Below are 23,358 nucleotides of genomic sequence, written 5' to 3' on the forward strand. Positions count from 1 at the left end.
ACAACAGCGTGTCAGTAGCGGTTTAATATGTTTTCGGCCTCGATCTGAATTTGGCGGCGGAAGGATTCCGGCTCCAGCACGACAACCGCCCCGCCCCAACCAAGGATATAGGGGAGCAGCTCCTCCGGCTGACGCACGCGAAAGGTGACCCGCAGACCGTCCTCGCGCTCTTCCGCCTGTTCCATATAAAAATGCGTGGTCTCGGCGATTTTGTCGGCGATATCCGGATTCGCCCGAACCACCACCCGTAAGTTGCGGTCATCGGGCGGCTGGTAACGATTCAAATCGAATCCGGCCGGCATGGCAAAGCCCTCCTCGAGCACGGCAAGCTCCGTCATCCGCGACAACCGGAAATGGCGGATATCCTGCCGCAGGTCGCAGTGCGCGACCAATGTCCAATTCCCCTGAACGAGCGTCAGTCCGTATGGAGCCGTCTCCCTTATATTCATCCGGCTCCCGTCCGTTTCCGGATATTTTTTTAAATACGCAAACCTGATTTTGCGACGCTCCAGAATGGCACGCCGAATTTGTCCGAGATAGTCCTTTTCCTTCCGGCTGGTTACCGGCTCGCCGGCTTGGAGAAGGCGCATCGTTTCCCGCACTCGCATAGAATCAGCGCGTACCGGCTCCGGCAGAACCGCTTCGATTTTGCGTTTGGCCGCCTCCGCCACCGGGCTGTAGTCCGCATCCAGTCTTTGCTCGATAAAGTCCGCACCCATCAGCAGGGCCACGGCCTCTTCCGCCGTGAAACTGACCGGAGGCAGGAAATAGCCCTCCATCAGGGAGTAGCCCTGCCCGGGAGCCCCGGCGATCGGAACCCCCGCTTCGCTTAGTGCCTGAATATCGCGGTAGATCGTCCGGACGCTCGTTTCGAACCGGGCCGCCAAATCCTCTGCTCTGACCAGCTTGTTTCGCTGCAGCTCCAGCGTAATGGCGAGCTGCCGTTCCGTTTTGTTCATGATCTCTCCCCCGCTGCTTTCATCAGACGATTTGTATTCCTTGTCATCCGTTTTTTCGAGACAGGGCATCCCAGATGCTCATCAAGTGGGTGATGGCTGCGTCAATCTGTCCGAACGGAATACCGTCCCTCGCCTGCGTTGAAATGCCAAGCAGAAACGTGTCGAACATCGTAACCATCATGGGAACATCGACTGTATCGGGCAGCTCACCATTGGCAATTGCCCGTTCGATACAGTCCTTAATCCCGTCCCGGTTTTTTTCCCGCTCCTTGGCCAGCATTTCTTGGATATGCTGGTTCTCGGGCGAACAGCTTATACCGGATAACACCACCAAACAGCCCAGTGGATGAGAGCCTTCGGTCTGCATACGCGCCGAGCGGCGCAGGCCTTGTTCGATGGCGGCTTTCGGTGCCAAACGTTGATCATGATAGCTCTCCATCACCCGGCCGTAAGTTGCTTTATACCGTTCCACCGTCTCGCGGAACAGCGCCTCCTTCGATTCAAACGCAGCGTAAAAACTCGCGGCGGATATATGCCCCATCGCCGCGCGCAATTGGGCCAGCGAAGTGGATTCAAAGCCGTGCTCCCAGAACAGAAACATCGCGGCAAGTACGGCCTCGTCCCGATTAAACGCACGGGGGCGTCCTGTCCGTGGCATACAATTACCCCCTTCATGAGTTTTATACTAATCGATCCAGAAGTCCTTGACAAGTCAGATGGACTGAATTTAATATATGGAATAATCGATCCATAAGTTGTGTTACCAATAGGAGGTCACTCACTTGTCCCATATGTCATCTTCCACGGAAGTGGTCCAGCCGGCATCCGTCCCAGCCAGGCTTCCCTGGCTAGCGCTGCTGGCGCTTGCTATGACCGGATTGATTTGTATTCTCACGGAAACCATTCCGGCCGGGCTGCTGCCGCACATCGTGGCAGGGCTGGATATTTCCAAAGGGATGGCTGGTCAACTCGTCACTCTGTATGCCATCGGCTCGCTTGCGGCGGCCATTCCGTTTGCCATGTTTACCGCCGGAATGAGGCGGCGTCCGCTGCTGCTCGTCATTATTGCCGGATTTTTGGTGTTCAACACCATTACAGCTTTATCGAGCAGCTATGCTCTAACGCTTACAGCCCGTTTTTTTGCCGGTGTGGCTGCCGGTGCGGCGTGGGGCATGATCGCCGGGTACGCGCGGCGGATGGTACCGGATGCCTTAAAAGGCCGTGCCTTGGCAGTCGCCATGGTAGGAACGCCGATTGCCCTTACCTTCGGCGTACCGGCCGGAACCTTGCTCGGCGACCTGATCGGCTGGCGCGCCGTATTTGGTCTGATGTCCCTTCTGACCCTTGTGCTCATGGTCTGGGTGCTGTGGAAGGTACCGGATTATCCCGGGCAGCCGGCAGACGAGCGCATGACGATCAGTCAAGTGTTTGTATTGCCCGGCATTCGGCCCATTCTTATGGTAGTACTCACCTGGATGTTGGCCCATAATATCCTATATACGTATATCGCGCCGTTTCTCGAGCGTTCCGGGCTGGGCAGCCGCGTTGATCTGGTCCTTCTGGTCTTTGGTCTCGCGGCGATCGTCTCCATCTGGATTGTCGGTTTGCTCATCGACCGCAAGCTGCGCCTGTTGACACTGCTCAGTCTGCTCGGTTTTGCGCTGGTTTCGGCTGCATTATGGGTTGGCGGTACATCGATACCGGTCGTCTATGCCGCCGTCGCGTTGTGGGGGCTTACCTTCGGCGGAGCAGCTACGCTGCTGCAAACCGCCCAAGCGAATGCAAGCGGTGAAGAAGGCGTGGACATCGTGATGCCCATCAATACGACCGTATGGAATCTGGCCATCGCCGGCGGGGGCATCGTTGGCGGGGCCTTACTGGAGCTCGTCGGCGTCCAGTCGTTTCCGGCCGTGCTGCTGATTCTGCTGCTGATCGCTTGGATCATCACGTGGAGTGCGAAGCGGCACGGCTTCCCCGGAAAAAAATAATCGGCTTTTATCCTATCCCATTGTTAAAGGAGAAATATACCATGAAAACTTTTCAACTAAAAAACACAACAATCCCGGCTGTAGCTCTCGGCACCTGGTCCTGGGGGAACGGCGCCAACGGAGGGGATGCGGTATTTGGAAATGACCTGACAGACAAGGATTTGAAGCCTGTATTTGATGCGGCGATGGATGCCGGATTAAATCTTTGGGACACGGCCGCAGTGTACGGCATGGGCGCTTCGGAGACGATTCTGGGTCAGTTCATCCGCGGGAGAGACGACGTCTTGATCTCAACGAAATTCACGCCCCGCGCCGGACAGACGGACGAGGCTGTTGAAGAATTCCTCGCAGGAAGCCTCCAGCGGCTTGAAAGGGATCATGCCGACATTTACTGGATCCACAATCCGAAAGACGTCCAGCGGTGGACCCCTAAGCTGATCCCGTTGATGAAGACCGGAAAAGTTAAATACGCCGGGGTCTCCAATCATAATTTGGAGGAGATCAAGCTCGCCGCGGACATTTTGGCTCAAGAGGGGCTTCAGCTCTCTGCCGTTCAAAACCATTACAGTCTGCTCTACCGTTCCTCGGAAGAAGCCGGCATTATTGAGTATTGCAACGCCAATGACTTGATCTTTTTCTCCTATATGGTGCTGGAGCAAGGGGCGTTAACCGGGAAATATAATACAAAGCATCCTTTTAAAGCAGGGACCCGCCGAGGAGACGCCTTTGATGAGAAGGTACTTGCCGAGCTGGAAGATCTGATCGGGGTAATGAGAGAAATCAGCCTCCGTCACTATGTCGAACCTGCTGAAATCGCCATTGCCTGGGCGATTGCCAAAGGAACGGTGCCGATTATCGGCGTGACGAAACCGTCCCATATCGCCAGCGCCGTGTCGGCTATGGACGTCCAATTATCAGATGCTGAAATCGAAGAACTGGAACGGGCCGCCAAGTCAACCGGCGTGGAAATTCGGGGTGCATGGGAAAAGAGCATGATCTAAGCATGGTCTATACTTACCACTATTGAGTTGAAATAAAGGACAGCTGCGAGCGCTCTGCAGCTGTCCTTTTTATGAACCGATCCTTGCCCATGAATAAGCGCCTATGATTATTCCTTAAATAAATATTCCTTCCGGTCTCTATTGCTATACAATTCCCAATACACTTCGGCGATCCGGTCCGGATCGTAATAAGTCCCTTGCTGAACATGATCGGCGATTAGAACCTGGCCCACATAAATTCCATGGGGCTCCAGCGTCTCGGCCAGGGAAAGCGCAAGTGAGCGGACCGCGGCTTTGCCGATGGATAAAGAAGCATACCGTGGATTCGGGTTCAACGCAATACCGCCCCCTGTGAAAAAGAGCGTCCCCTGTTTCCGTTCGACCATGTCCGGAATGACTTGCTGCGCGCTGGTCAACGCGCCGACCGTATTTACTTTCAAGTCATCGATCAGCTGCTGTTCCGTTAACGAAAGAGCATCTCCTGGCGCAATGTGCGCCGCATTATATACCAAAACATCGGTGATTCCATATAAGTTTTCGATCTGTGTAAAGGCTGCTTTGATGGAATCCGGATCTGAAGCATCTGCAGTTATTCCATACGATTCGATATGTACCTGACGAAGATCCTCCAAGCTGCACTGCAGCGAAGTCTCGGTTCTCGATAGAAGAACCACCCGGAAGCCATTGCTCCCGAATTTGCGGGCTATACCCGCACTTACGCCCGAACCGGCCCCTACAATAACCAACAGAGGTTTATGACTCATCCTTATCACACCTTCTTTCAGATATTGGCTTCATTCGTGATCTTTTATATTTCTATATTTCTAATAATATAAATATAAAGGTTCTTCGTCAAACACTTTACTTCCGTTGTTGCAATGCAGTTGAATCATTCAGAATAGGAAAATGGAAATCAGCAGGTTGGAAGGATTACAATGTTCTAAATGGCTGTTGTCGGCCTACTTGGAAACGCAAGGATGGTGACGTACATGAAAATGAAAACAAATCGTTCTTCATCTCCATTGGGCGATTTCATCAAATCGCGCAGGGAACGGCTGCAGCCTTCTGAAGCGGGGATACAGCCGCTGCCCGGAAGAAGGCGTACCCCAGGGCTTCGGCGGGAAGAGGTCTCGTATCTTGCCAATATGAGCGTGACTTACTACACCTGGCTGGAGCAAGGCAGAGAAGCTAATCCTTCGCCGGAAGTGCTGTTAAATATCAGCCATGCGCTGCAGCTCGACGAAGACGAGCAGAAGCATCTGTTCGATTTGGCCCATGTGGACCCGGCAAACGCCGGCGCCGTTCCGAACAGCGAGGAACCGGATTCCGGCGTGCTGCAGCAAATCGTCGATCAACTGTGGTACCCTTCGTTCATCACGGATGCGGGCACGGATGTGATCGCCTGGAACCGCGCCGCAGAACTGATCATCGCCGAGTTCGGCCGTATGCCGGAGAATGAAAGATATATGCTGAACATTATATTTTTCAAGGAGGATTACCGTAAACGGCTTGTGAACTGGGAAAGCTTCGCCCGCTACTCGGCGGCGGTGCTGCGGGCAGGCTTTGATCGCAGCCAAGACAACCCGTTGTACATGGAACGGTTCGAACGCTTGAGACGGGAAAGTGAGGAATTCGAGTACTACTGGAACCTCTACGAAATCAAGCAAAAGCGTGTAACCACCGCCTTGTTCCGCCTTCCGGACGGTCAGGAGATGGAGTTTATGCTCCATTCGGCGGCCGTCATTGACGGCGACCCGGACCTGCACTGGTGTTTCTTCGTACCGGTACCCGGTTCAGGCACGGAGGAGAGGTTAATGTCTCTGCTGGAACAAGATCGGCTGCCTCAATAGAGCAGAACCTATCTCGCCTGGACTGCAGGTGGACATTGGCTTATGATCGTAGACTGTTACTCCCGTTAATAGTATAAACATGCTGTGGCTAGTGCCCTTCCGCTGCTCGTATGATACAGAGGAATACAGCGATTGGAGGGCATTTAGCATGCAAACATGGTTTATTACAGGAGCGTCAGGAGGCTTGGCTTCGCGCATCACCCGCCGGTTGCTTGAAAGAGGCGACCGTGTAGCCGTAACGGTGCGCAAGCCGGGCGTGCTGGACGATCTGAAAGCTCAATATGGTTCCCGATTATGGCAGGCTCATTTGGATCTGACGAACCCGCAGCAAATTGTTGAGGTGATCGAACGGGCATGGGAGGAACTCGGCACGATCGATGTGTTTGTCAATAACGCAGCCTATGGATTGTACGGTGCAGTGGAGGAAGCAAGCGACGGGCAGATCGAGCATCTGTTCAAGACCAACGTCCTTGGATCACTGCGCGCAACCCGTGCCGTCCTGCCTTTTTTCCGCAAACAGGGCAGCGGGCACATCGTGCAGATATCGAGCATGGCGGGTCATTATTCCACGCCGGGAATGGGGCTGTATTGTTCTTCCAAATGGGCGGTCGAGGGCGCTTTTGAAGCGCTGGCCAAGGAAGCCGCGCCGTTCAATATTAAGACGACTATCGTGGAGCCGGGCGGAATCCGTACGAATTTCATTACGAGCAATGCGGTATTCGGAGAACGGATGGACGCATATCGGGACAAGGAGGCAGGCCAATTCGTCAGCCTGATGAAAGGGGAACTGCCGGGCATCGATATGAGCATGTTTAATCAAATGGTTGTCGGCGATCCGGATAAAATGGCGCAGCAGATCATCCACCGCATCGATCAAGGAGAAGGTCCGATCCGGATGGCATTGGGCAGCGATGCCTATGAGCAAATCCGGGAAGCTTTGCTGGACAGATTGGCCGCGCTTGACGCGCAGAAAGAACTCGCTTATTCCACGGATGCGGATGATGTGGTACGGCGGGCATAACCATGAAAGCCACTCCAGACTCTGGGGTGGCTTTCATGGCTTTATCTGTATCCTACTCTCTTTGTTCCATAGGAACATGCTTTTGGATTAATTCTTCGATGTTGATCCCATTGATGACCAATCCCGATATGTCGCAGTTTTGAAAATTGGCGTTCGTTAAATCACAGTCGGTGATCCGCCCGTTCTGGAAGCTGCAGTCTGAGAAACGAACGCCTTCCGTGTTGTGTTCCGCATCAGGCCGGCTTGGATCTCCGTATCCGATGGATTGAAAATGCGCGCCTCCCCATTGAGCACCGTCAATGGCAAGTTCGCTCAAATTCGCATCGGAAATATGCATTCCCGTCAAATTCACATCGTTCATACTGATGCCGCTGCCATTGCAGCATTGAATTTCCGTTCCACTGAGGTCGCAGCAATTGAAGCTTGAATGGCTCAAATTTTGTTGATCCCATTTCAAAATGCATACCTCTTTCCCGATTGGAATTTTTAACCATTCGGGATATTCTACACGTTGTTTCCGAAACCCTTCTTATGTCTGCCATAAAAAACGCCGTCACGAGGTCACATGCTGCAATTTATCCGGATTCGTGACCATAAACATACGGACGGGCCGCGACTCGCTGTCAAACTGGAAGGACAGCACCGCAAAGAGCTCGTCGCCTCGGTTCAACCGCAGGCCGGGCTGCCCGTTGACGTCGATCAGCAGCTGATTCTCGGGCTTGATATTTCCCGGGGCAATCCCTTGAAGGAAGGCCAGAATGCGATGGCTGCCGATAATCGGGAAGATTGCCGAGCGAACCTTGCCGCCGCCATCCGTGTACAATCGGGCATCATCCGCAAGCATGTCGACAAATTCCTTGAAATCGCCGGAATTCGCCGCTGCCATAAAGACGCGGGATAGCAGCTCCGCATGCTTGGCCTGGTCGGAAGTGACGCGAGTGCTTTCTACAGGCACTGCAATCGGCTGCTCGGCGGCCGCTCTCTCCTCCCGCCCTGGAATCGGCGCGGTGCTGATCTTCTGCTTCGCCCGGCTGTACAGCTTCCGGCAGTTCGCATCGCTTTTGTCCAGCAGCTCGGCGATGTCCCGGTAATCGTAATCGAGCGTTTCCCGGAGAATGAAGACGGCCCTCTCCACCGGCGACAGCTGCTCCAGAAGGACGAGGAGCGCGTAGGATACCGATTCGGCTTGGATCGCTGCCGTTTCAGGTGTCCCGCTCGCATCAGCCGTCTCCGGCTCCGGCAGCCACGGGCCGGTATACACTTCGCGTGTTTTGCGGGCCGACTTCAACACGTTGATGCTCCGGTTGGTAACCATTTTAAGCAAATAGGCATTCATGTTTAAAATATGCTCAGTCTGCATCGTTTCCAGCTCAGCAAAAATGTCCTGCACAATGTCCTCGGCGTCCGTGAGTGACCCCAGCATTCGGTAGGCGATGCTGCTCAGCAGCGGCTTATATTCTACATATAAACTGGAGGTATCTATTGTCATCTGCCCATCTCCGTCCCTGCCCTTTTCCACTTATTGTAACATAACCTACATGAATCCGGGGCTGACACCCTCACGAAGACCTACTTGTTCCCTGCCTGATGGGTTACTTGCATCCCCTGATGTGCCAAAGAAGCAGCCGCAGATTCGGCTTCTTGAAATGCCTTGGCCAGCACTTCATCCCTCTTCAAGGAATGATTGCCCTGTGCCCGGATGATTTGATAGTCGACGCCCATAAAGTTAAACATCGACTTCAAATAACGATGGGAGTACTCGACTTCCGTGTACCAATCCTGGTTCGTATAAATCCCGTCGCTTGCCTGAATGACGACAACGTTCCGACCGTCGGTCAGCAGTCCGACCGATCCCTTGTCCGTATAGGCGAAGGTCTCTTTGGCGATCAGAATGTTATCCATATAGTCCTTGAGCTTCGAAGGAATATTAAAGTTATGCAGCGGCATGGCGATGACATACCTTTTGGCGCTCTTGAACTGCCGAAGAATATCCGACATCCGGGAAGTGAGCTGCTGTTCTTCTTCCGTTAAACGCTCATTTTTTTGTATTTTTTCCTGTGCGCTTAAAAATAATCGGTCGATGCAAGGCACGTCTTCCAAATAAAGATCAATTTGTTCGATAGGCCCCTCCGGATTTAGGTTTCGGTAAGCCTCTAAAAAGTGCCGGAGCACGGTCAAGCTTACGGATGAATCGTCTTCCACTTTCGGATGCGCATTGATGACAAGCAGCTTTTCCATAAATTCTATCTCTCCCTCCTGGTTTCGACACCCCTAAAGACAATTCACATTTTGATTTTGTGACATACTCGAGAAATTATTCAAAAAAAAAGGCAGCCGGTCACAAAACCGGCTGTCTTCGCACTTTCAATATAGAGTTTCCATGAAGGTTTCCTTGAATGAATACCGGTTACAGCCCCAGCGCTTTCCCCTTTTCCAGCCGCTGAATATGCTTCTCCCCGTCATCGGACAAGGCCCGGAACTGATTGATCGTTTCCCGCATTTTGGGGAGCGCCGCCTGCTTGTAAGAGCTGATCGCTTCAAAAGCAGAAATCGCATCGGAGAAAGCCTGCTTGAGCGTATCGACGGATACGCTTGTTTCGATCGCCTGCTTCTGGATCGCTACGCCTTGATCCTTCAGCATCCTGGAGGTGCCGGCAATGATATTGTTCGTCGTTTGATTCAGAAGCTCGATCTTCTTCAGCACAATGCCTTGATTGTACAGTGCACTGGCCACGGTCACCGCGATTTTCAGCGCCGAGATCGTGACGGTTTGGGCACGGTCCACGCCCCGGATCAGTTCCCGGTTGTTGCGGATGACCACTTCGTAGGCCATGATGCCCTGTTGGTTGACCACCAGCATCTGCTGGAGATCCATCACGCGCTGCCGCATCGGAAAGAGGACCTCCTCCGTAATAAAACGGACTTTTTCCGGATCCTCTCCCCTTTGCTTGGCCGCTTCAATCTGCGCCTCGATCGATTCGTCCATCAGCGTCCCCAGTTGGATTTCCTTCTTCAGCGTCTTCGTCAGCTCCCGGATCGTTTGCTGCTCCAGTTCCAGCGTCGTGTTGTCGTTTTTGAGCGTCGTTTTCCCTTTATCGAGGGATACCACAATGTCGGCAATGACGTCGTCTGCCTTCTCAAACTTCAAAAAGTATGCCCGAAGCGGGTTGAACAGCTTGCCGAGGAATCCCTTTTTGGCAAAGTCGATCAGACTCGGGTCCAAATCCTTCAGCTGTGTATGCAGCTCCGTCAGCCCTTTGGCAACGGCTCCCCCTTCGTCCCCGCCTTTGGAAAGATTGCCGACGGACACCTGCAGCAGGTTGTTCTTCTCGGAAGAAAGCTTCATCGTATCCAGCCCAAAGCTGTCGATCGATTGCAAAATCTCCTTGCGTTTGTCCAGCGACTCCACATCCAGCTCCATAATGGAAGCCACATTGGCATCGGCGATTTCTTTCAGCTTTGCTACCTCTTCCGGTACCGGTTTGACCTGCTCCTCGATCACAGCCTGGATCTGCTCCCTACTTGAAACACTCATCGTAAACGCCATATCTCATCCTCCCCCTTTGGCTTAACCCTTACATTTGAACGTTGAACAGGTTTCCGATCTTGTACACGACATCATCAGTATCCGCATTAATGCTGGCGGCTTCGTTAATACTGGAAATGCTTTGCAAAGCCTTAATGTTGGCGTTATAGCCAACGGTATAAATCGGAACTTTATAGTTCTCGATTAGTCCTTTAATGTCGCTGAGCGAATTGCCTTTGTTCGTTTCACCGTCGCTTAGCACGAAAATAACGGGCTTCATGTTCGGATCGGCCGCAAGCTGGTCCTGCAGCATCTTGAGCGCCACCACGATGCCGTCAAACGTCGCGGTCTGGCCGCTGGCCTGAAGGCTGTTCACCGCGCCCACAAACATCGACTGCTGATTGACGTCGTATTTTCCGATTGGGAGCTGGATGGTCACGTCGTCGGAATAAGAAACCATGCCGATGCTGTTGTCTTTGCCCAAATATTTTTGGCCCTTGATCAGCGATTCCTTCAGCCGGTTCAACGGTTCACCATCCATGCTGCCTGACGTATCCGCCACAAATACGGCCACGATCGGCTTGCTTCCGTTCTTTTTCTCTTTCCATACCTTCTGGGCGGATGTCAGCAGCTCCCCTTCAATCGGGGCCATTTCGGATTTGTAATCCTCAAGCCCATTGAAGCCTTTGTCTGTCGCTGTTTTAGCGTACTTATCCTGGGTTACGAATTCTGCGAACTTCTTCAAAATGGCCAGCTTCTCCGGTGAAGAATCGCCAAGCGCGTAGAGCGGGCTGTCGTGACGCACGCCAAAAGGAGTGAAGACATAGCCGCTTTTCAAGTCAGGTGCGTTGACGAACGTCTGGTACTCCAAAATGAACCCGTCGAGGGAGCCCGATGTGGCCGCATCCCGCATTTGGATCGTCGTCGAAGCAATGAACGGTACGTTGGCTTGGAATTTCTCGAACCCTTGCACCGCTTTATCGCTTAAAATATTGGAGCTGTCGAACGTATTCAGCGAGGTCACCAGAAAATTCAGACCGGTCGAACTGGCGAAAGGATCCGTATACCCCATGACAAGCTCATTGCTTGCGATCGCATCCGTTACCGTTTTGACATTAATGGAGCCGTACTTTTCAACGAGTTCATCGTATTTGGACTTCTTGATGACGATCCCGGGAACGTTGCCCACGAGGCGCTTCGCCACCAATTGGGTTTTGACCCCGCTGGACTTGACCATCTCTCCCCATAATTCGTTGGAAGGCGTAAAGCCATCCGGTACGTATTTACCTGACATGATATAATCCGCCGCCGTGCCGGAAGCGATGTTGCGAACCTGAACCGATACGGGAGTTCCGTTTACAGCCACGTTCGCTTTATTGAACTCCGTCGCCGCCTCCGTTAGCCAGCCGTCCACGCCTGTTCCCGACTTCTCGGTCGACGAGAAGATCTCGACATATTGTTCATTGGTGTTCGGAACCGTAATCGGAAATTTGCTGATATCCGGAAGGGAAGAGGCCACATCCACCGGGTCCAGGTCAATTTGTCCTTTTACAGGCGTTGCCGTTGACGGTGAAATCTTCGAATACAGTTTATCCAGCCGCTTGGCCGCATCTTCCGCGGTCACCTGGTCCTTCGATTTCCCGAGATTTGAGGTTACCGTAATTCCCCCGTACACAAGCGCAAATACAAAAATCAACACGATCACTGAAGTCAGAATAAACCTGCCCTTCTTCACATGAACACCTCTAATTCTTATAATATTTGGTTTGGTTAATTAACAGATCGATTTCCTGCATGCAGGGCATCTTCTCGATGTCGCCGGCTTCGAAGCTGTCCAGGCGGGATATTTCCAGCAGGAGCTTATCCAGCTTGAGCAGGATCTCTTCGTTGGTAGCCAGGGAGTTCTTGGTGAACGTTAAATACTCGTTGTAGATCTGCTTTCTTTCTTGGAGTAGTTCTGGAGGTAGTTGGGAGGCTTTGGATCCACTGAGACTTTTAAACTCGGATTCGTCGAATGCGCCCAGCCGGTTCAGGGTGCTTTTGAGGTTGAGGTAAAATACGTTTTCTACCGCCTGGACCGTCGACATGAATTTTTTGTAGCTAAGCTCGCTCGGATCGAAGCGCTGGGTTAACACGCCGACCAATTTGTACTTCTTGCGTGCGATGCGGTCGAGCTGATTTAAAGCAAAGGATATATCCGCTTCTAACGCTTTTACTTTCTTGTAGTACTGCAAGGCATTCACATAGTCGTCATGCGTCTGGATCTGTTTGACCGGCACGGCGGCCGGAGTCTTGGCGTTAACAATGTAGACCGAATAAATGAGGACCAGAACACTCGCCAGAAGGAAGGTAATCCCGAATGCCGTCGAAAGGGCGCTCGCGCCGATGCTAAGATCGATAAACCCTGGGGAAAACAGAACGATGTTCACGATGATGACTCCCAGGGTGATACCCAGCAATTTTATGTATTTCATTCCCAATTAGGTTCGCACCTCCTTCATCACTAATTTCATCCTTTACCATATTCTACATGATGACGTTTTGGGATGTCATTTTTTGTAACGGCTTATTTTTTATACGGCAGATCTTTGTTTTGGCTTCAACTAAAAGGCTAATAATTTTCCTTATGCTCGGCAAGGTGGCAGTATGAACGAATGGAAGTCCCCTTAGCCGCAAAAAGACAGCCGCTTTAAAGCCGGCTGCCTTCATTTCGGATAGAGCTACCGCTTTCTGTATTGCTGTCTGCATCACTTATTTTCTAATTGCAATTGCATGTCATACCACACATCCTCGTAATCATTGGCCACTAAAAATCTCCAACACGGCGGTAAGCCAAGGTACCTTTTAATGTCCGGACTCCAGGGAATCGTTCGGTTAGCCCTCCAATGTTTGTTCTTCTAATGCAGACCGGCGGCGCATTGACAATGAATACACGGCGGGGATGAGCCCAAGGGCGACCCCTATTCCACCCAGCCAGCCGGCTGCTGCCAGAGAGATGCTATCCACAATAAGGCCCCCGATGACGGCGCCTACAGCCATCCCCAACTGCACAATAGAGTTATTCAAGCTTAAAATGATCCCTGAAGCCTGGGGAGCCATACCGATTAAGTACACTTGCTGAACCGGACCTGTCGACCATGCAAAGAAGGACCACAGCATCAGCAATGGGAGCACAAACATGGAGTAGTGGGAAAACACCGTCAGCAAAAATAAAATGCCGGAGTGAAAGATCAGACCGCCCACCATCGTACGGGGGATCCCCCATTTATCCGCACCATAGCCGCCGACTTGGGAGCCCAGGAGACTTGCCAGTCCAAATGCAAACAGCCCGATGCTTACCATCCGTTCGCTCATTCCCGTAATAGTCAGAAGAAACGGCGTGATATAGGTATACAGAATCGTATATCCCAATATCCAGAAAAAGCTGATGGACAGCGCAACAGAAATCCGAGGCGTTTTGAACAAGGCGAGTTGTTCCCGAATGGGAACGGGAGCCTCTCCCTCTGATTTGGGAATCGCCAACAGAAGAACCAACATGGCGAGCAGGCTGAGCACCCCGATCCCTGTGAAAATGACCTTCCAGTCATACGAGCCCGCAATGACCCTTCCCAGAGGAACTCCCAGAATGAGCGCGAGATTAAAGCCCAAGAGTACGGTGGCGATCGAACCGCCCTGCTTACCGGGATGCGCAATTTTGGTCGCAACGGTAAGGGCGACAACCATAAATACCCCGGTGCTGATCGCCAAAATGATTCTTGCCCCCATCAGCATGCCGTAGCCGGTGGATGTGATGGTGATCAGGTTACCTATGAAAAACAAAACCAAAGCCGACAGCATAAGCTTTTTCCGGTCTATTCTGGCCGTGAGCGCAACCAGTATCGGAGTACCGATCGCATAGGCAAGCGAGTAGACGGTAATCAGCTGGCCGGCCGCAGCTACCGACACGCCCACGTCCTTTGCAAGCATATCCAATATGCCGGAAATCACAAATTCCGAGGTTCCGACTAAAAAGCTCGCAATCGCCAATATATAAATCTTCCATCTCATATCGTATCTCTCCTCATTCCATCATTTTGACAGTTCTAAATCTGTGGAAGTCCTAGTTAAAAAAAATAATACTTTCATCCATAGGCATCTCCTGGCCCAGGTCAATACACTCTATTATTACCGCTTGATGCTTGACGGTTGAGCTCTTGACGGACTATCGGTGCTACCTTGGTGCCGAGCAGCTCAATCGTTCGCAGCAATTCGCGATGAGGGAGCGTGCTGAAATCCACGTACATGAGGAATCGGGTCAGGCCCAGGTTCTTGTGCAGCAGTAAGATTTTCTCCGCCACATATTCAGGGTCCCCGACATAAAGAGCGCCATGCAGGCTGCAGGATGCATCGTATGAGTCACGTGTATAAGGAGACCAACCGCGTTCCCGTCCGATCCGGTTCATTTGGGCCGCCATTACAGGATAATACCGCTCTGCCGCCTCTTGAGTCGTATCGGCTATAAAGCCATGCGAGTGCGTAGCAATCTGCAGCTGGCTTGGATCATGCCCAGCTTTCACGGCCGCTTCCCTATAGAGCTCCACCAAGGATGCGAATCGCTGCGGCGGTCCGCCAAGGATGGAGAAGACGATCGGAAGGCCCAGCAAGCCGGCCCGAATGGCCGAATCCGGGCTGCCGCCCGTGCCGACCCAGACCGGTAAAGGCTGCTGCACAGCACGAGGATAGATGCCCATATTGTCAATCGCAGGACGATGTCCGCCGCGCCATGTCACCCGCTCCGAAGCACGGATCTTGAGCAGCAGTTCCAGCTTCTCTTCAAACAATTCCTCGTAATCCTTCAGGTCATAGCCGAACAGCGGAAACGATTCGATGAACGAGCCTCGTCCGGCCATGATCTCAGCCCGCCCGTTTGACAGTCCGTCAAGCGTCGCAAAGTTCTGATATACCCGTACCGGATCGTCCGAAGACAACACCGTTACCGCGCTCGAGAGTCGGATGTTCTTCGTTGTCGCCGCAGCGGCAGCCAATATGACGGCTGGCGACGAGCTTGTATAGTCGATACGGTGATGCTCGCCGATGGCAAAGACGTCAAGGCCAACTTGATCTGCCAATTGGATCTCTTCGATCGCTTGACGCAGCCGTTCGGCATGTGAGACACCCCCTTTTTCGGGATCTGCATGAAGAAACGTGCTGATTCCAATCTCCATCGTATTGGCTTGGTTGCTCATGAGTACACTCTCCTTTTCCATGGGGTATAGAGGATGATTCGTACAACTTCCATTTCCTCAGTTCTAGAACTATAGAAATGTTGGTTAAAAAAATTACGCCATTAAATAAGGCGCAAATTTTTCCGCCACTTCTCGATTGACGTTATAGTGGATATACGATCCGCTTTTACGGGAATCAATCAGACCCGAATCCGTCAGCTGCTTCAGATGATGCGACAGCGTCGAACCCGCAACCGACTCAAGCTTTTCACCGATGGCCGTGAAGCATAAGTCGCTTTCTTTCGAGAGCAGCAAGGCGATTTTCAGCCGGGTTGGTTCCCCCAAAGCTTTATATACCTTAACGGCCTGCTGATCTGTTTGGTGATCCCCCATAATACTCGCCTCCTCCATCTATTCCGCAGTTCTATAACTATCGAAGTCCAGTTTAGCATGATGCCTTTGGAAAGTAAAGGCGTTCCACCTTGCAGCTGCTAATGATCTGCTAGTTCAATGAAAGGCAGCCGGCTCCAAGCGCCGGCTGCCGCCTTGTTTTAGTTTTAGTTTTGGTTTTGTGTTCGACCCAGTCCTAGACGCAAGTAATAGAGGCTCGCGAGTTGAGCCGCAATACCGTGATTCGCTCGTCACCGATCACTTCACCACTGTCACGGAAGCCGAAGCTTTCATACAGCTTTTTGGCAGGCTCGTTATCGGCCTTGTAAGAAATCCAGCAGTATTGTGCAGGACCTGCCGGGAAGGTGCGGATAAACTCCAACACCTTTTTCATGGCCTCCCGGCCATAGCCCTTGTTCTGGTGCCGCTGATCCATCATCAAGCGCAGGATGCAGTAACCGTCGTCCGCAATGGCCGGCGTATCGTAACCGGTAATTTTATACGTGATCATGACAAAACCGACGGGCTGCTCATCCTCGTAAATGGCAAACGGAAAAGGATGACCCCCATTGGTTGTAAGAACGTAACAAGAAGCCACGCTGGACAAATTGGACGCAACGAAGCGGCGCTGATCTTCCGAAACCTCTAGTTTAAATATTTCACGTCTGTTATCGAGCGTGATTTTTCTGAGTGTAATCATGCAGGATTTTCCCTTCCTTATCTTCGGCAAGAATAATGATTTCGTTTATGCGCCGCGGTCGCTTTATTAACATACAATCTATGCCAAAAAAGTAATAGACTTATATTGAATTTTTTTATAGACTAATATGTATCCATGGCATTTTTAGGAATATGTCTATATGGCATTTCGTTAACCGGCGCTTCCTTGTGCCGGTTTTTTATTTTTATAACGATCACAAGAAAAACGTCTATCGACGTATCTTCAAAGAAGACAGACCGCGTTTAAAGGTCATTTTTCTTGCAATATCAGGAAGCCATGGCTCTGGAGTTTATACGCTCTGATATTATAAAAAATTGAAACCATTCATTATTCCCAGAATGAGGAGACCCCGTGCTGATATGGATTTTAACTAAATTCATGTTTAATCATTGGAGGTTGTTATCATGCGAGAGATCGATTACAGCCATGATTTATGGCAGGATGATGAAGTTCGATTGCGTGCCATCCAGCCTGAAGATTGGGAAAGTTCTTACATAGGTCTCTTTGACACTCCCGCACGCCTCCTACTGGAGTGTGCTATCGGCGGAATCAATTTAAACAGTATCGACGAGCGAAATGGAACGTTTAGTATCGGCATCGTGATCGATAAAGAGCATCGTGGTAAGGGCTACGGCACCCGGGCAATGGAAATCCTCTCAAAGTATGCCTTTTTGGAACGAAGGCTTCATAAATTTAATGATTGCGTTCTTGAAGGAAATGAAGGTTCTTCGAGGATGATGCAAAAACTCGGCTGTGTTCAAGAAGGTGTGCGGAGGCAAGTGGTATATATCAATGGCAAATACATGGATTTTATTCAAAAGCAAAATGAGAAGCTCAACCTATAAACGGAGAAGGGGCAGCCTAGCGCAGCTTCTTTTTTATAAATTCACTAAATAAGGAAAGTACGAACCGTCGATTTTTCACAATACTCCGGGTGGTGTTCTCTGTTATGATCTCGTTAGAACTTCCATAAATGGTGTGTGAAGCTCTTTCCAAAACCCGTTCTCGTAGAACACACGAAGAGGTGAGTTACACGATGGAAATACCCGATACCATTTATCAAAAACAGATGTCATTGCTTGATCAGAAGACGATGCCGCTCTATGTCCCACGTGCTGGAGTTTGGCTCCGCCTTGCCCTCACATTGGAAGGAACGGTGCGCCGCAGTTCTTATGCCAAGCAAGTCCTCAGCTCACAGCAATTTAACGCCGCACGAACGCGCTGGACTGCTGCCGATTTGACTTTTCTGCAATCTGCACTGGAGCCGCTTTACAATGCACAGGGTCAAATCCGTATGAGTACACTTGCCGCTGAGTGCGATCTTTCATTGCGCCAATTTGAACGGCGATTTAAGCAGTGCATGGGCGTATCGCCCAAGGTATTCGCACGTCTCCTCCGCTTCGAGGCACTGCTTACCTCATGGATACAAGGGCCTACCTGTTCTCTTGCTGACGTCTCTTCCTATCTTGGCTATCATGATCAAGCTCATGTCATCCATGAATTCAAGACTTGGGCAGGCTGCACGCCAACGGCGTTTCTCGCACGAGCCAAGCAGAGGGAGATGCGGAGGCCTATCATTACCGAACCTCGATATGTTCCTGAGCCTCTATATATCGTCTAGAAATAGAAGGAGCTGATATAGTATGTCTCACTCAGAACAAACATTTCAAATCCCTTGGCATGGTATTCATCACATTGCTTTGAATACAGCGGATCTGGACGCGACGATTCGCTTCTACCGGGACGTGTTGGGGATGCATGCCAGTGACATTGCCCCATCCCAAGAAGGACGCGGCAGGCATTGTCTTATTTTGGTTAAACCCAACGACGACAACGTATGGGGCTTCCATTTTTTTGAACGCCCCATAGAAAAGACAACACTGGGGGCTTCGGATACCCATCCGCAGAGTTTCGTCCCCCATATTGCCTTGCGGCTCCCGGACGGAACTGCCGCACACGCCTTGCGGGAGCGCTTGAGCCATGCTCATGTTTCCATTACAGAGATTCCCGAACTGGGGTCGTTTGTGTTTTTTGACAACAATCATCTGTGTTTGGAAGTCACTTGGCCCAAAAATGAACATGTCTCTTAAAAATAAAAAAGTCACAGCCACGATATCTGTGGTTATGACTTTTCGCGTTTATGGCTGACGCTCCCGGGAGGAGAGCTTACCGTCATCATTTATTTAGGATTCCAGTATATCTTCGACATCACCTAACATGATGCCGGCAATCGTCTGAAAATCCTCAAATCCGATCTCAAATTGCCCATAACGGAAAGCATATCCCCAGCTGCGCTTCCCGCGGGTAAAGGTAAGCCGGTCCAATAAAGGGGCAATCTTCACTTCACGGCATGGAAGGTAACGGATATCCCGGCGATACGGCACAAAGGATTCGGACATCGGATACTCGTAGACCCTGTCACTTGTCACCTGCCCAATAGCGGTAAAAGCTTGAAGCGGCTCCCCTTTCGACATGTCGGTTCGTGGAGAGTAGTATATGAGCCAATCGCCGGGACTCATCCGGCGCAAAGGCGCTGCTTTTCCATGACAGAGCTGGGCAAATCCGCCCTGAACCCCCCGCTTTACGTGAGAGGCGGATACAACGCCAATCCAGTAACGGCTCTTTTGCCGGTCTGCGGTAACCGGTATGGTTTGAGTCTCGTTTTTCTTTTCCAATATCGGTGCCTCCTTAATACATCATCTCCTATGACTATATAAAAACGCTACTGACATCTGCATGTCAGTAGTGTTTTAGCATCAGGGTTCAAACCCATGATATGTTCTAAAAGGCTCTCACAAAAAAATCGATGTTCATGTTAGGCTCCTTTCAAAACAATACTTACACCTGAATGATGACTACTTGATCAGTCCCATTCCCCTTCCTAACGTCACAGGACCCTATGGTATACTTGTATCGTAAATCAGCCCCAATGATCATGCTGATAACTTGAACGAAACCCAATCCAACAGGTGGTGATCGGCATTAATGACGGTTCCTAACAGCAGAGCCAAAACGATGGGAGCGTTCCTCAAATCGCGGAGGGAACGCCTCTCGCCAGAAAATGCGGGGCTCAAATTCTCTAGCGGCCCGCGGAAAACGCCTGGACTGCGGCGGGAAGAAGTAGCCATTCTAGCAGGCGTAAGCGCCACTTATTATACGTGGCTGGAACAGGGACGAGAGCTATCCGCCTCCAGGGAAGTCATCGAGGGCATCGCCAGTGCGCTTCAATTATCACCGGACGAGAGAGGCCACTTGCTTCAGCTGTGGAATCCTTATGGGCCCGATCCAAATTATGCGGATTCGGCGCCTCCGGCTGCCGTGGATCCGCAGCTGCAGAAGATCATCGATCAAGTAGCTTATCCCTCTTATATCACCAATAATAGAACCGAGGTTCTCGCTTGGAACGAGGCGGCCCGCAGGTTGTTAACCGATTTCGCTTCCGTTCCGGCTGAGAAACGCTCTTTAATTCGGTTGGCATTTGAAAATGGGGAATTACAGCGGCGGATTGTGAACATCGATGAATTCGCGAGTTATGGAGTCGCCGTATTCAGAACCCATTACGATAAGCACCGGGACGATCCTTGGTTTGAGGCGACGGTGCAGCATCTGATGCAAAGCAGCGAGGAATTCCATCAATTGTGGAAACCATACGAAATTCGGCTCAAGAAATTAGACAGGGTTATTTTGCAGCCCTCCGCTTCTGATGAACCTGTGGCTTATGACATCCGGCCGCTCGCGAATCTGTCCGACAATCCGGATCTTCACATTTGCGTCTATATACCTTCAGCAGAGGATCATGAAGACTGACGGGTAATATTTTTACTAGTAAAAACGCTGTGTGGTTGCCTCAAGTTGGATCGCTTAGAATAAGTTCATGTTCAAGCGATACTAACGCAGGAAGCGAGGGAATCCCTATGGTACAGAAAAGAAAACTAGGCAAAGAACTTGAAGTATCGGCCATCGGCCTTGGAACAATGACGATGCCGAATAATGATGCATCCGTCCGCACGATCCAGGGAGCGCTGGATCTGGGCGTGACGATGTTCGATACGGCCGATTATTACGGCGATCCGGAGTTCCGGCGGTTCGGGGAAAATGAGAAGCTTGTCGGGCGCGCTCTGAAGGGCCGGCGCGACGAGGCCATTATCGCCACCAAATTCGGCATTACGCACGGCCAAGGTCCGAAAGGCGATCCCTCCTACATCAAAAAATCGGTCGATGCCAGTCTTTACAGCCTGGGTCTTGATCATATCGATCTTTATTACCAGCATCGGCCCGATCCCAACACGCCGATCGAAGAAACGGTCGGAACGCTGGCCGACCTTGTGCAGCAAGGGAAGATCCGGTACATCGGGTTATCGGAGGCGCCTGCGGACACCATCCGGCGAGCCCATGCGGTCTATCCGATTACCGCGGTCGAAACCGAATACTCGCTGTGGAGCCGGGAAGTGGAGGATGAAGTTATCCCGGTACTTCGGGAGCTGGGAATCGGCCTCGTCCCGTACAGCCCGCTGGGCCGCGGCTTTCTCACCGGTCAGATCAAGAAACCTGAGGACTTGCCGAAGGATGATTACCGGCACCGTTTTCCGAGATTCCAAGGCGAGAATTTCGTGAGAAACGTCGAGGTTGCCTCCCTGGTCGAAAAGATGGCCTCGCAAAAAGGCTGCACGCCTGCCCAACTGAGCCTAGCCTGGCTCTTGGCGCAAGGCGAGCAAATCGTTCCGATCCCGGGAACGAAACGGCTGGACCGCATGCAGGAGAACCTTGGCGCGCTGCAGGTGACGCTAACCGCCGACGAATTGGCGGAGATCGAACGAATCTCACCAAAAGGCGTCGCCTTCGGCAGCCGCTTCCACAATTCCTGACTCGTATGAATCGGGAAGGCATACGATCTTTGAAATACATGAAGGGCACCCGTTAGGGGTGCCCTGATTTTATATATTTTTTTAACCCTCTTCAAAGTGTTATGTTATCTCATAAAGCTGCGAAGTAATCCAGCCAACGCTCGCGGCCGTTCCAAGGCCAGACAGTGTCCGCAGTCCAGTGACTCGGCCGTTACGTCATCCGCAACCCGTTTGGCTACGCGATGAACGTCCCCGTTCATAAAGTGAATGCCTCCTATGGCGATTACAGGCATCTTCAGTTTACGCTGCATGTGCTTTTTCACGAAATCCACGTTGTCAAAATCATGACGGTACACTTCGAAAATGGGACGAAGACCTCCGGGGGCAGCCGAGCCGCGGACGACTTCATCGAGGAGGTCCTGCGAAATCGCACTTGGATCCTGGCATTCATCCCGCATCAACCGTCCCCAAAATTCCCTTTCCTTGCCCGCGATCAAAAATTCAGGCACATCCGGTACGGCAAAAAAGTTAATGTGCCAGAACCAGTGATTGGAATAAACGTTTTCTGGCTTTAAAACGGACCAATCTTCCAGACCAAGACCTGGCAGCAGCATCTCGGAAAAAGATAGCTTTTTCACCCGATCCGGATATCTGACCGCCAGTGCGTAGGAAAAAGCCGCTCCCCAGTCCTCACCGTGCACGTAATACGTGTTGCAGCCCAATTGTTCCATCAGCTGGGCGATATCCTCTGAAATATGATTCATGCTGTAGCCGCTCGGGGGTTTACCCGAATCCCCAAAACCGCGAATATCAGGCGCGATGACCGTATAGCGATCCGTCAAAAAGGGGATGAGTTTATACCAGTAGAACGAAGTCTTCGGCGCACCGTGCAAGAGCAGCAGAGGTTCACCCGAGCCGGCGGTCACGTAGTGTAGGCGGACCCCATTAACGGTTACACGTCCATGGTCTACTTTTTTTCCGTTGTGATCATACATTTGCTTCGGATCGGACTGCCATGGAAATCCGTCCATGGACCTAAGTAAGGGTTGTGTCTGAACAAACCGATTAAACTCGGTATGCAAATCATGACTACGCTGAAGCAGCCGATGCAATGCCGCCGGATGACAGCCTGAAACCAGAAATCGCTTCGCCTCCGTTTCCAATTCGCGAAAGGCGTCCTCCCAGGCTTTTAAAGAAGGATCGCTTCGATCTGGAACCGCCTTAGATCTACAGGTTAACGAAATATACTGGATTTCTTTGGAGCAGCCGTCCATAATGCGGGCGCAGACCGACACAGGATCCTCAACCGGATATCCATAATAGGCGTACAACGCGTATCCTCCTTAACCTAATCATGCCATTAAGTTATGCGGGCAAATGCCTAGTGGTGAACTTGATCTGATGGCCCAAGCCGTTCAGCGGCGGTTCCAGCGAAGCCGGTATCGCCCCTTCACACGGTAGCTGAGCCTCTTCCTCCGGGCCGGCAGCCACAGCGGAACCATCTTCATAGGCATACCCTTTTTCATAGCAACGATACAAAAAGGACCCTCCACTGAGGGTCCCCCTATGGTATAATCTGGTTTGTACAACATATCGGCTTTAAGGGCGGTCGGCTAATCTCCCGGAAGGGAGGTGATGCCTGTGGAGGTATACCAAACATTGACGCTAATGATTTCCTTCGCGACTTTGGTGGTGTTAATACTTTCGTTCCACAAAAAGAAATAGACCGCCCTAGGTAAGGTAAACGGTCTATTTCTGTACTGTTTCTCCGAAGCCGACCGCTCTTTCAGCGGCTGTTGTACGGGGGATCGTGTTAGCCGCACGATCCCTTATTTATTGTTATCTTAGCATAAG

Annotated in this window: 26 protein-coding genes and 1 pseudogene; 10 read left to right on the plus strand and 17 right to left on the minus strand. The window is 51.5% G+C overall.

Translation table 11 applies throughout. The features are described from left to right. Window positions 1-11 precede the first annotated feature (11 nt). A complete protein-coding gene (locus FHS19_RS29015) occupies window positions 12-959 on the minus strand; it encodes a helix-turn-helix transcriptional regulator (RefSeq protein WP_183585800.1) in 948 nt (315 codons plus the stop codon). A gap of 43 nt (window positions 960-1,002) precedes the next feature. Further along, window positions 1,003-1,617, minus strand: a complete 615-nt coding sequence (locus tag FHS19_RS29020) for a TetR/AcrR family transcriptional regulator (protein ID WP_183585802.1) — start codon at window positions 1,615-1,617, stop codon at window positions 1,003-1,005. Between the two features lie 133 nt (window positions 1,618-1,750). Between FHS19_RS29020 and FHS19_RS29025 the strand changes: the two genes are divergently transcribed. After that, on the plus strand, window positions 1,751-2,947 hold the full coding sequence (locus tag FHS19_RS29025) for an MFS transporter (protein WP_183586293.1): 1,197 nt from the start codon (window positions 1,751-1,753) through the stop codon (window positions 2,945-2,947). Window positions 2,948-2,988: 41 nt separating this feature from the next. Further along, window positions 2,989-3,948: an aldo/keto reductase gene (locus tag FHS19_RS29030; protein WP_183585804.1), complete on the plus strand. Its 960-nt coding sequence runs from the start codon at window positions 2,989-2,991 to the stop codon at window positions 3,946-3,948. A gap of 107 nt (window positions 3,949-4,055) precedes the next feature. On the opposite strand, the gene FHS19_RS29035 is transcribed toward FHS19_RS29030, so the two are convergent. Next, window positions 4,056-4,712, minus strand: a complete 657-nt coding sequence (locus FHS19_RS29035; protein ID WP_183585812.1) for an SDR family NAD(P)-dependent oxidoreductase — start codon at window positions 4,710-4,712, stop codon at window positions 4,056-4,058. Window positions 4,713-4,937: 225 nt separating this feature from the next. Here FHS19_RS29035 and FHS19_RS29040 point away from each other — a divergent pair, with 225 nt between their 5' ends. Together FHS19_RS29040 and FHS19_RS29045 are read left to right on the plus strand one after the other, a co-directional pair. Beyond that, window positions 4,938-5,798, plus strand: a complete 861-nt coding sequence (locus FHS19_RS29040) for a helix-turn-helix transcriptional regulator (protein WP_246426883.1) — start codon at window positions 4,938-4,940, stop codon at window positions 5,796-5,798. 148 nt (window positions 5,799-5,946) lie between these two features. Next, the gene (locus FHS19_RS29045) at window positions 5,947-6,819 is read left to right on the plus strand and encodes an SDR family oxidoreductase (RefSeq protein WP_183585814.1); all 873 of its coding nucleotides are present in this window, start codon (window positions 5,947-5,949) and stop codon (window positions 6,817-6,819) included. Window positions 6,820-6,871: 52 nt separating this feature from the next. Here the strand turns inward: FHS19_RS29045 and FHS19_RS29050 are convergent, their stop codons facing one another. The 11 genes and pseudogenes from FHS19_RS29050 to FHS19_RS29095 all read right to left on the minus strand — a co-directional run bounded on the left by FHS19_RS29050 (window position 6,872) and on the right by FHS19_RS29095 (window position 16,639). Then, window positions 6,872-7,276, minus strand: a complete 405-nt coding sequence (locus tag FHS19_RS29050) for a pentapeptide repeat-containing protein (RefSeq protein ID WP_183585816.1) — start codon at window positions 7,274-7,276, stop codon at window positions 6,872-6,874. Between the two features lie 96 nt (window positions 7,277-7,372). Continuing rightward, window positions 7,373-8,308, minus strand: coding sequence for a sigma-70 family RNA polymerase sigma factor (locus FHS19_RS29055; RefSeq protein ID WP_221224142.1), 936 nt, complete (start codon window positions 8,306-8,308; stop codon window positions 7,373-7,375). Window positions 8,309-8,388: 80 nt separating this feature from the next. Then, window positions 8,389-9,057 (minus strand): FMN-dependent NADH-azoreductase, encoded by a 669-nt coding sequence (locus FHS19_RS29060; RefSeq protein WP_183585824.1) that lies wholly within the window; start codon window positions 9,055-9,057, stop codon window positions 8,389-8,391. Window positions 9,058-9,226: 169 nt separating this feature from the next. Then, the gene (locus FHS19_RS29065) at window positions 9,227-10,366 is read right to left on the minus strand and encodes a toxic anion resistance protein (RefSeq protein WP_183585826.1); all 1,140 of its coding nucleotides are present in this window, start codon (window positions 10,364-10,366) and stop codon (window positions 9,227-9,229) included. A gap of 28 nt (window positions 10,367-10,394) precedes the next feature. Then, complete coding sequence (locus FHS19_RS29070) at window positions 10,395-12,080, minus strand: vWA domain-containing protein (protein ID WP_183585828.1); 1,686 nt, start codon at window positions 12,078-12,080, stop codon at window positions 10,395-10,397. A 10-nt stretch (window positions 12,081-12,090) separates the two neighbouring features. Next, a complete protein-coding gene (locus FHS19_RS29075) occupies window positions 12,091-12,819 on the minus strand; it encodes a hypothetical protein (protein ID WP_183586299.1) in 729 nt (242 codons plus the stop codon). Between the two features lie 291 nt (window positions 12,820-13,110). Continuing rightward, window positions 13,111-13,206 (minus strand): annotated as a pseudogene (locus FHS19_RS35105) (immunity protein Imm33 domain-containing protein); the annotation flags it as partial. Between the two features lie 13 nt (window positions 13,207-13,219). Continuing rightward, window positions 13,220-14,392, minus strand: coding sequence for an MFS transporter (locus FHS19_RS29080; protein WP_183585830.1), 1,173 nt, complete (start codon window positions 14,390-14,392; stop codon window positions 13,220-13,222). A 101-nt stretch (window positions 14,393-14,493) separates the two neighbouring features. Next, on the minus strand, window positions 14,494-15,570 hold the full coding sequence (locus FHS19_RS29085) for an LLM class flavin-dependent oxidoreductase (RefSeq protein ID WP_183585832.1): 1,077 nt from the start codon (window positions 15,568-15,570) through the stop codon (window positions 14,494-14,496). Window positions 15,571-15,663: 93 nt separating this feature from the next. Then, window positions 15,664-15,942, minus strand: a complete 279-nt coding sequence (locus FHS19_RS29090; RefSeq protein ID WP_183585834.1) for an ArsR/SmtB family transcription factor — start codon at window positions 15,940-15,942, stop codon at window positions 15,664-15,666. 193 nt (window positions 15,943-16,135) lie between these two features. After that, a complete protein-coding gene (locus FHS19_RS29095; RefSeq protein WP_183585836.1) occupies window positions 16,136-16,639 on the minus strand; it encodes a GNAT family N-acetyltransferase in 504 nt (167 codons plus the stop codon). 425 nt (window positions 16,640-17,064) lie between these two features. Between FHS19_RS29095 and FHS19_RS29100 the strand changes: the two genes are divergently transcribed. The 3 genes from FHS19_RS29100 (at window position 17,065) to FHS19_RS29110 (ending at window position 18,750) form a co-directional block, all read left to right on the plus strand. After that, complete coding sequence (locus FHS19_RS29100; RefSeq protein ID WP_183585838.1) at window positions 17,065-17,505, plus strand: GNAT family N-acetyltransferase; 441 nt, start codon at window positions 17,065-17,067, stop codon at window positions 17,503-17,505. Between the two features lie 191 nt (window positions 17,506-17,696). Beyond that, window positions 17,697-18,281 (plus strand): helix-turn-helix domain-containing protein, encoded by a 585-nt coding sequence (locus tag FHS19_RS29105; RefSeq protein WP_183585840.1) that lies wholly within the window; start codon window positions 17,697-17,699, stop codon window positions 18,279-18,281. A 22-nt stretch (window positions 18,282-18,303) separates the two neighbouring features. Beyond that, window positions 18,304-18,750, plus strand: coding sequence for a VOC family protein (locus FHS19_RS29110; protein ID WP_183585842.1), 447 nt, complete (start codon window positions 18,304-18,306; stop codon window positions 18,748-18,750). A gap of 93 nt (window positions 18,751-18,843) precedes the next feature. On the opposite strand, the gene FHS19_RS29115 is transcribed toward FHS19_RS29110, so the two are convergent. Continuing rightward, on the minus strand, window positions 18,844-19,335 hold the full coding sequence (locus tag FHS19_RS29115; RefSeq protein ID WP_221224143.1) for an EVE domain-containing protein: 492 nt from the start codon (window positions 19,333-19,335) through the stop codon (window positions 18,844-18,846). 310 nt (window positions 19,336-19,645) lie between these two features. Here FHS19_RS29115 and FHS19_RS29120 point away from each other — a divergent pair, with 310 nt between their 5' ends. Together FHS19_RS29120 and FHS19_RS29125 are read left to right on the plus strand one after the other, a co-directional pair. After that, window positions 19,646-20,467, plus strand: coding sequence for a helix-turn-helix transcriptional regulator (locus FHS19_RS29120; protein ID WP_183585844.1), 822 nt, complete (start codon window positions 19,646-19,648; stop codon window positions 20,465-20,467). A gap of 107 nt (window positions 20,468-20,574) precedes the next feature. Next, window positions 20,575-21,525 (plus strand): aldo/keto reductase, encoded by a 951-nt coding sequence (locus tag FHS19_RS29125; protein WP_183585846.1) that lies wholly within the window; start codon window positions 20,575-20,577, stop codon window positions 21,523-21,525. A 104-nt stretch (window positions 21,526-21,629) separates the two neighbouring features. Here the strand turns inward: FHS19_RS29125 and FHS19_RS29130 are convergent, their stop codons facing one another. Next, complete coding sequence (locus FHS19_RS29130) at window positions 21,630-22,835, minus strand: alpha/beta fold hydrolase (RefSeq protein ID WP_204797574.1); 1,206 nt, start codon at window positions 22,833-22,835, stop codon at window positions 21,630-21,632. A 34-nt stretch (window positions 22,836-22,869) separates the two neighbouring features. Then, entirely contained in the window at window positions 22,870-23,043 is a 174-nt protein-coding gene (locus FHS19_RS29135) for a hypothetical protein (RefSeq protein WP_183585848.1), read from the minus strand. A gap of 96 nt (window positions 23,044-23,139) precedes the next feature. On the opposite strand from FHS19_RS29135, the gene FHS19_RS35800 reads away from it, so the two are divergent. Further along, complete coding sequence (locus tag FHS19_RS35800) at window positions 23,140-23,229, plus strand: putative holin-like toxin (protein WP_219845448.1); 90 nt, start codon at window positions 23,140-23,142, stop codon at window positions 23,227-23,229. The last annotated feature ends 129 nt before the right edge of the window (window positions 23,230-23,358 follow it).

Origin of the sequence: Paenibacillus rhizosphaerae, from assembly GCF_014192015.1 — a bacterium.
GTDB classification, from domain to species: Bacteria; Bacillota; Bacilli; order Paenibacillales; family Paenibacillaceae; genus Paenibacillus_AQ; species Paenibacillus_AQ rhizosphaerae.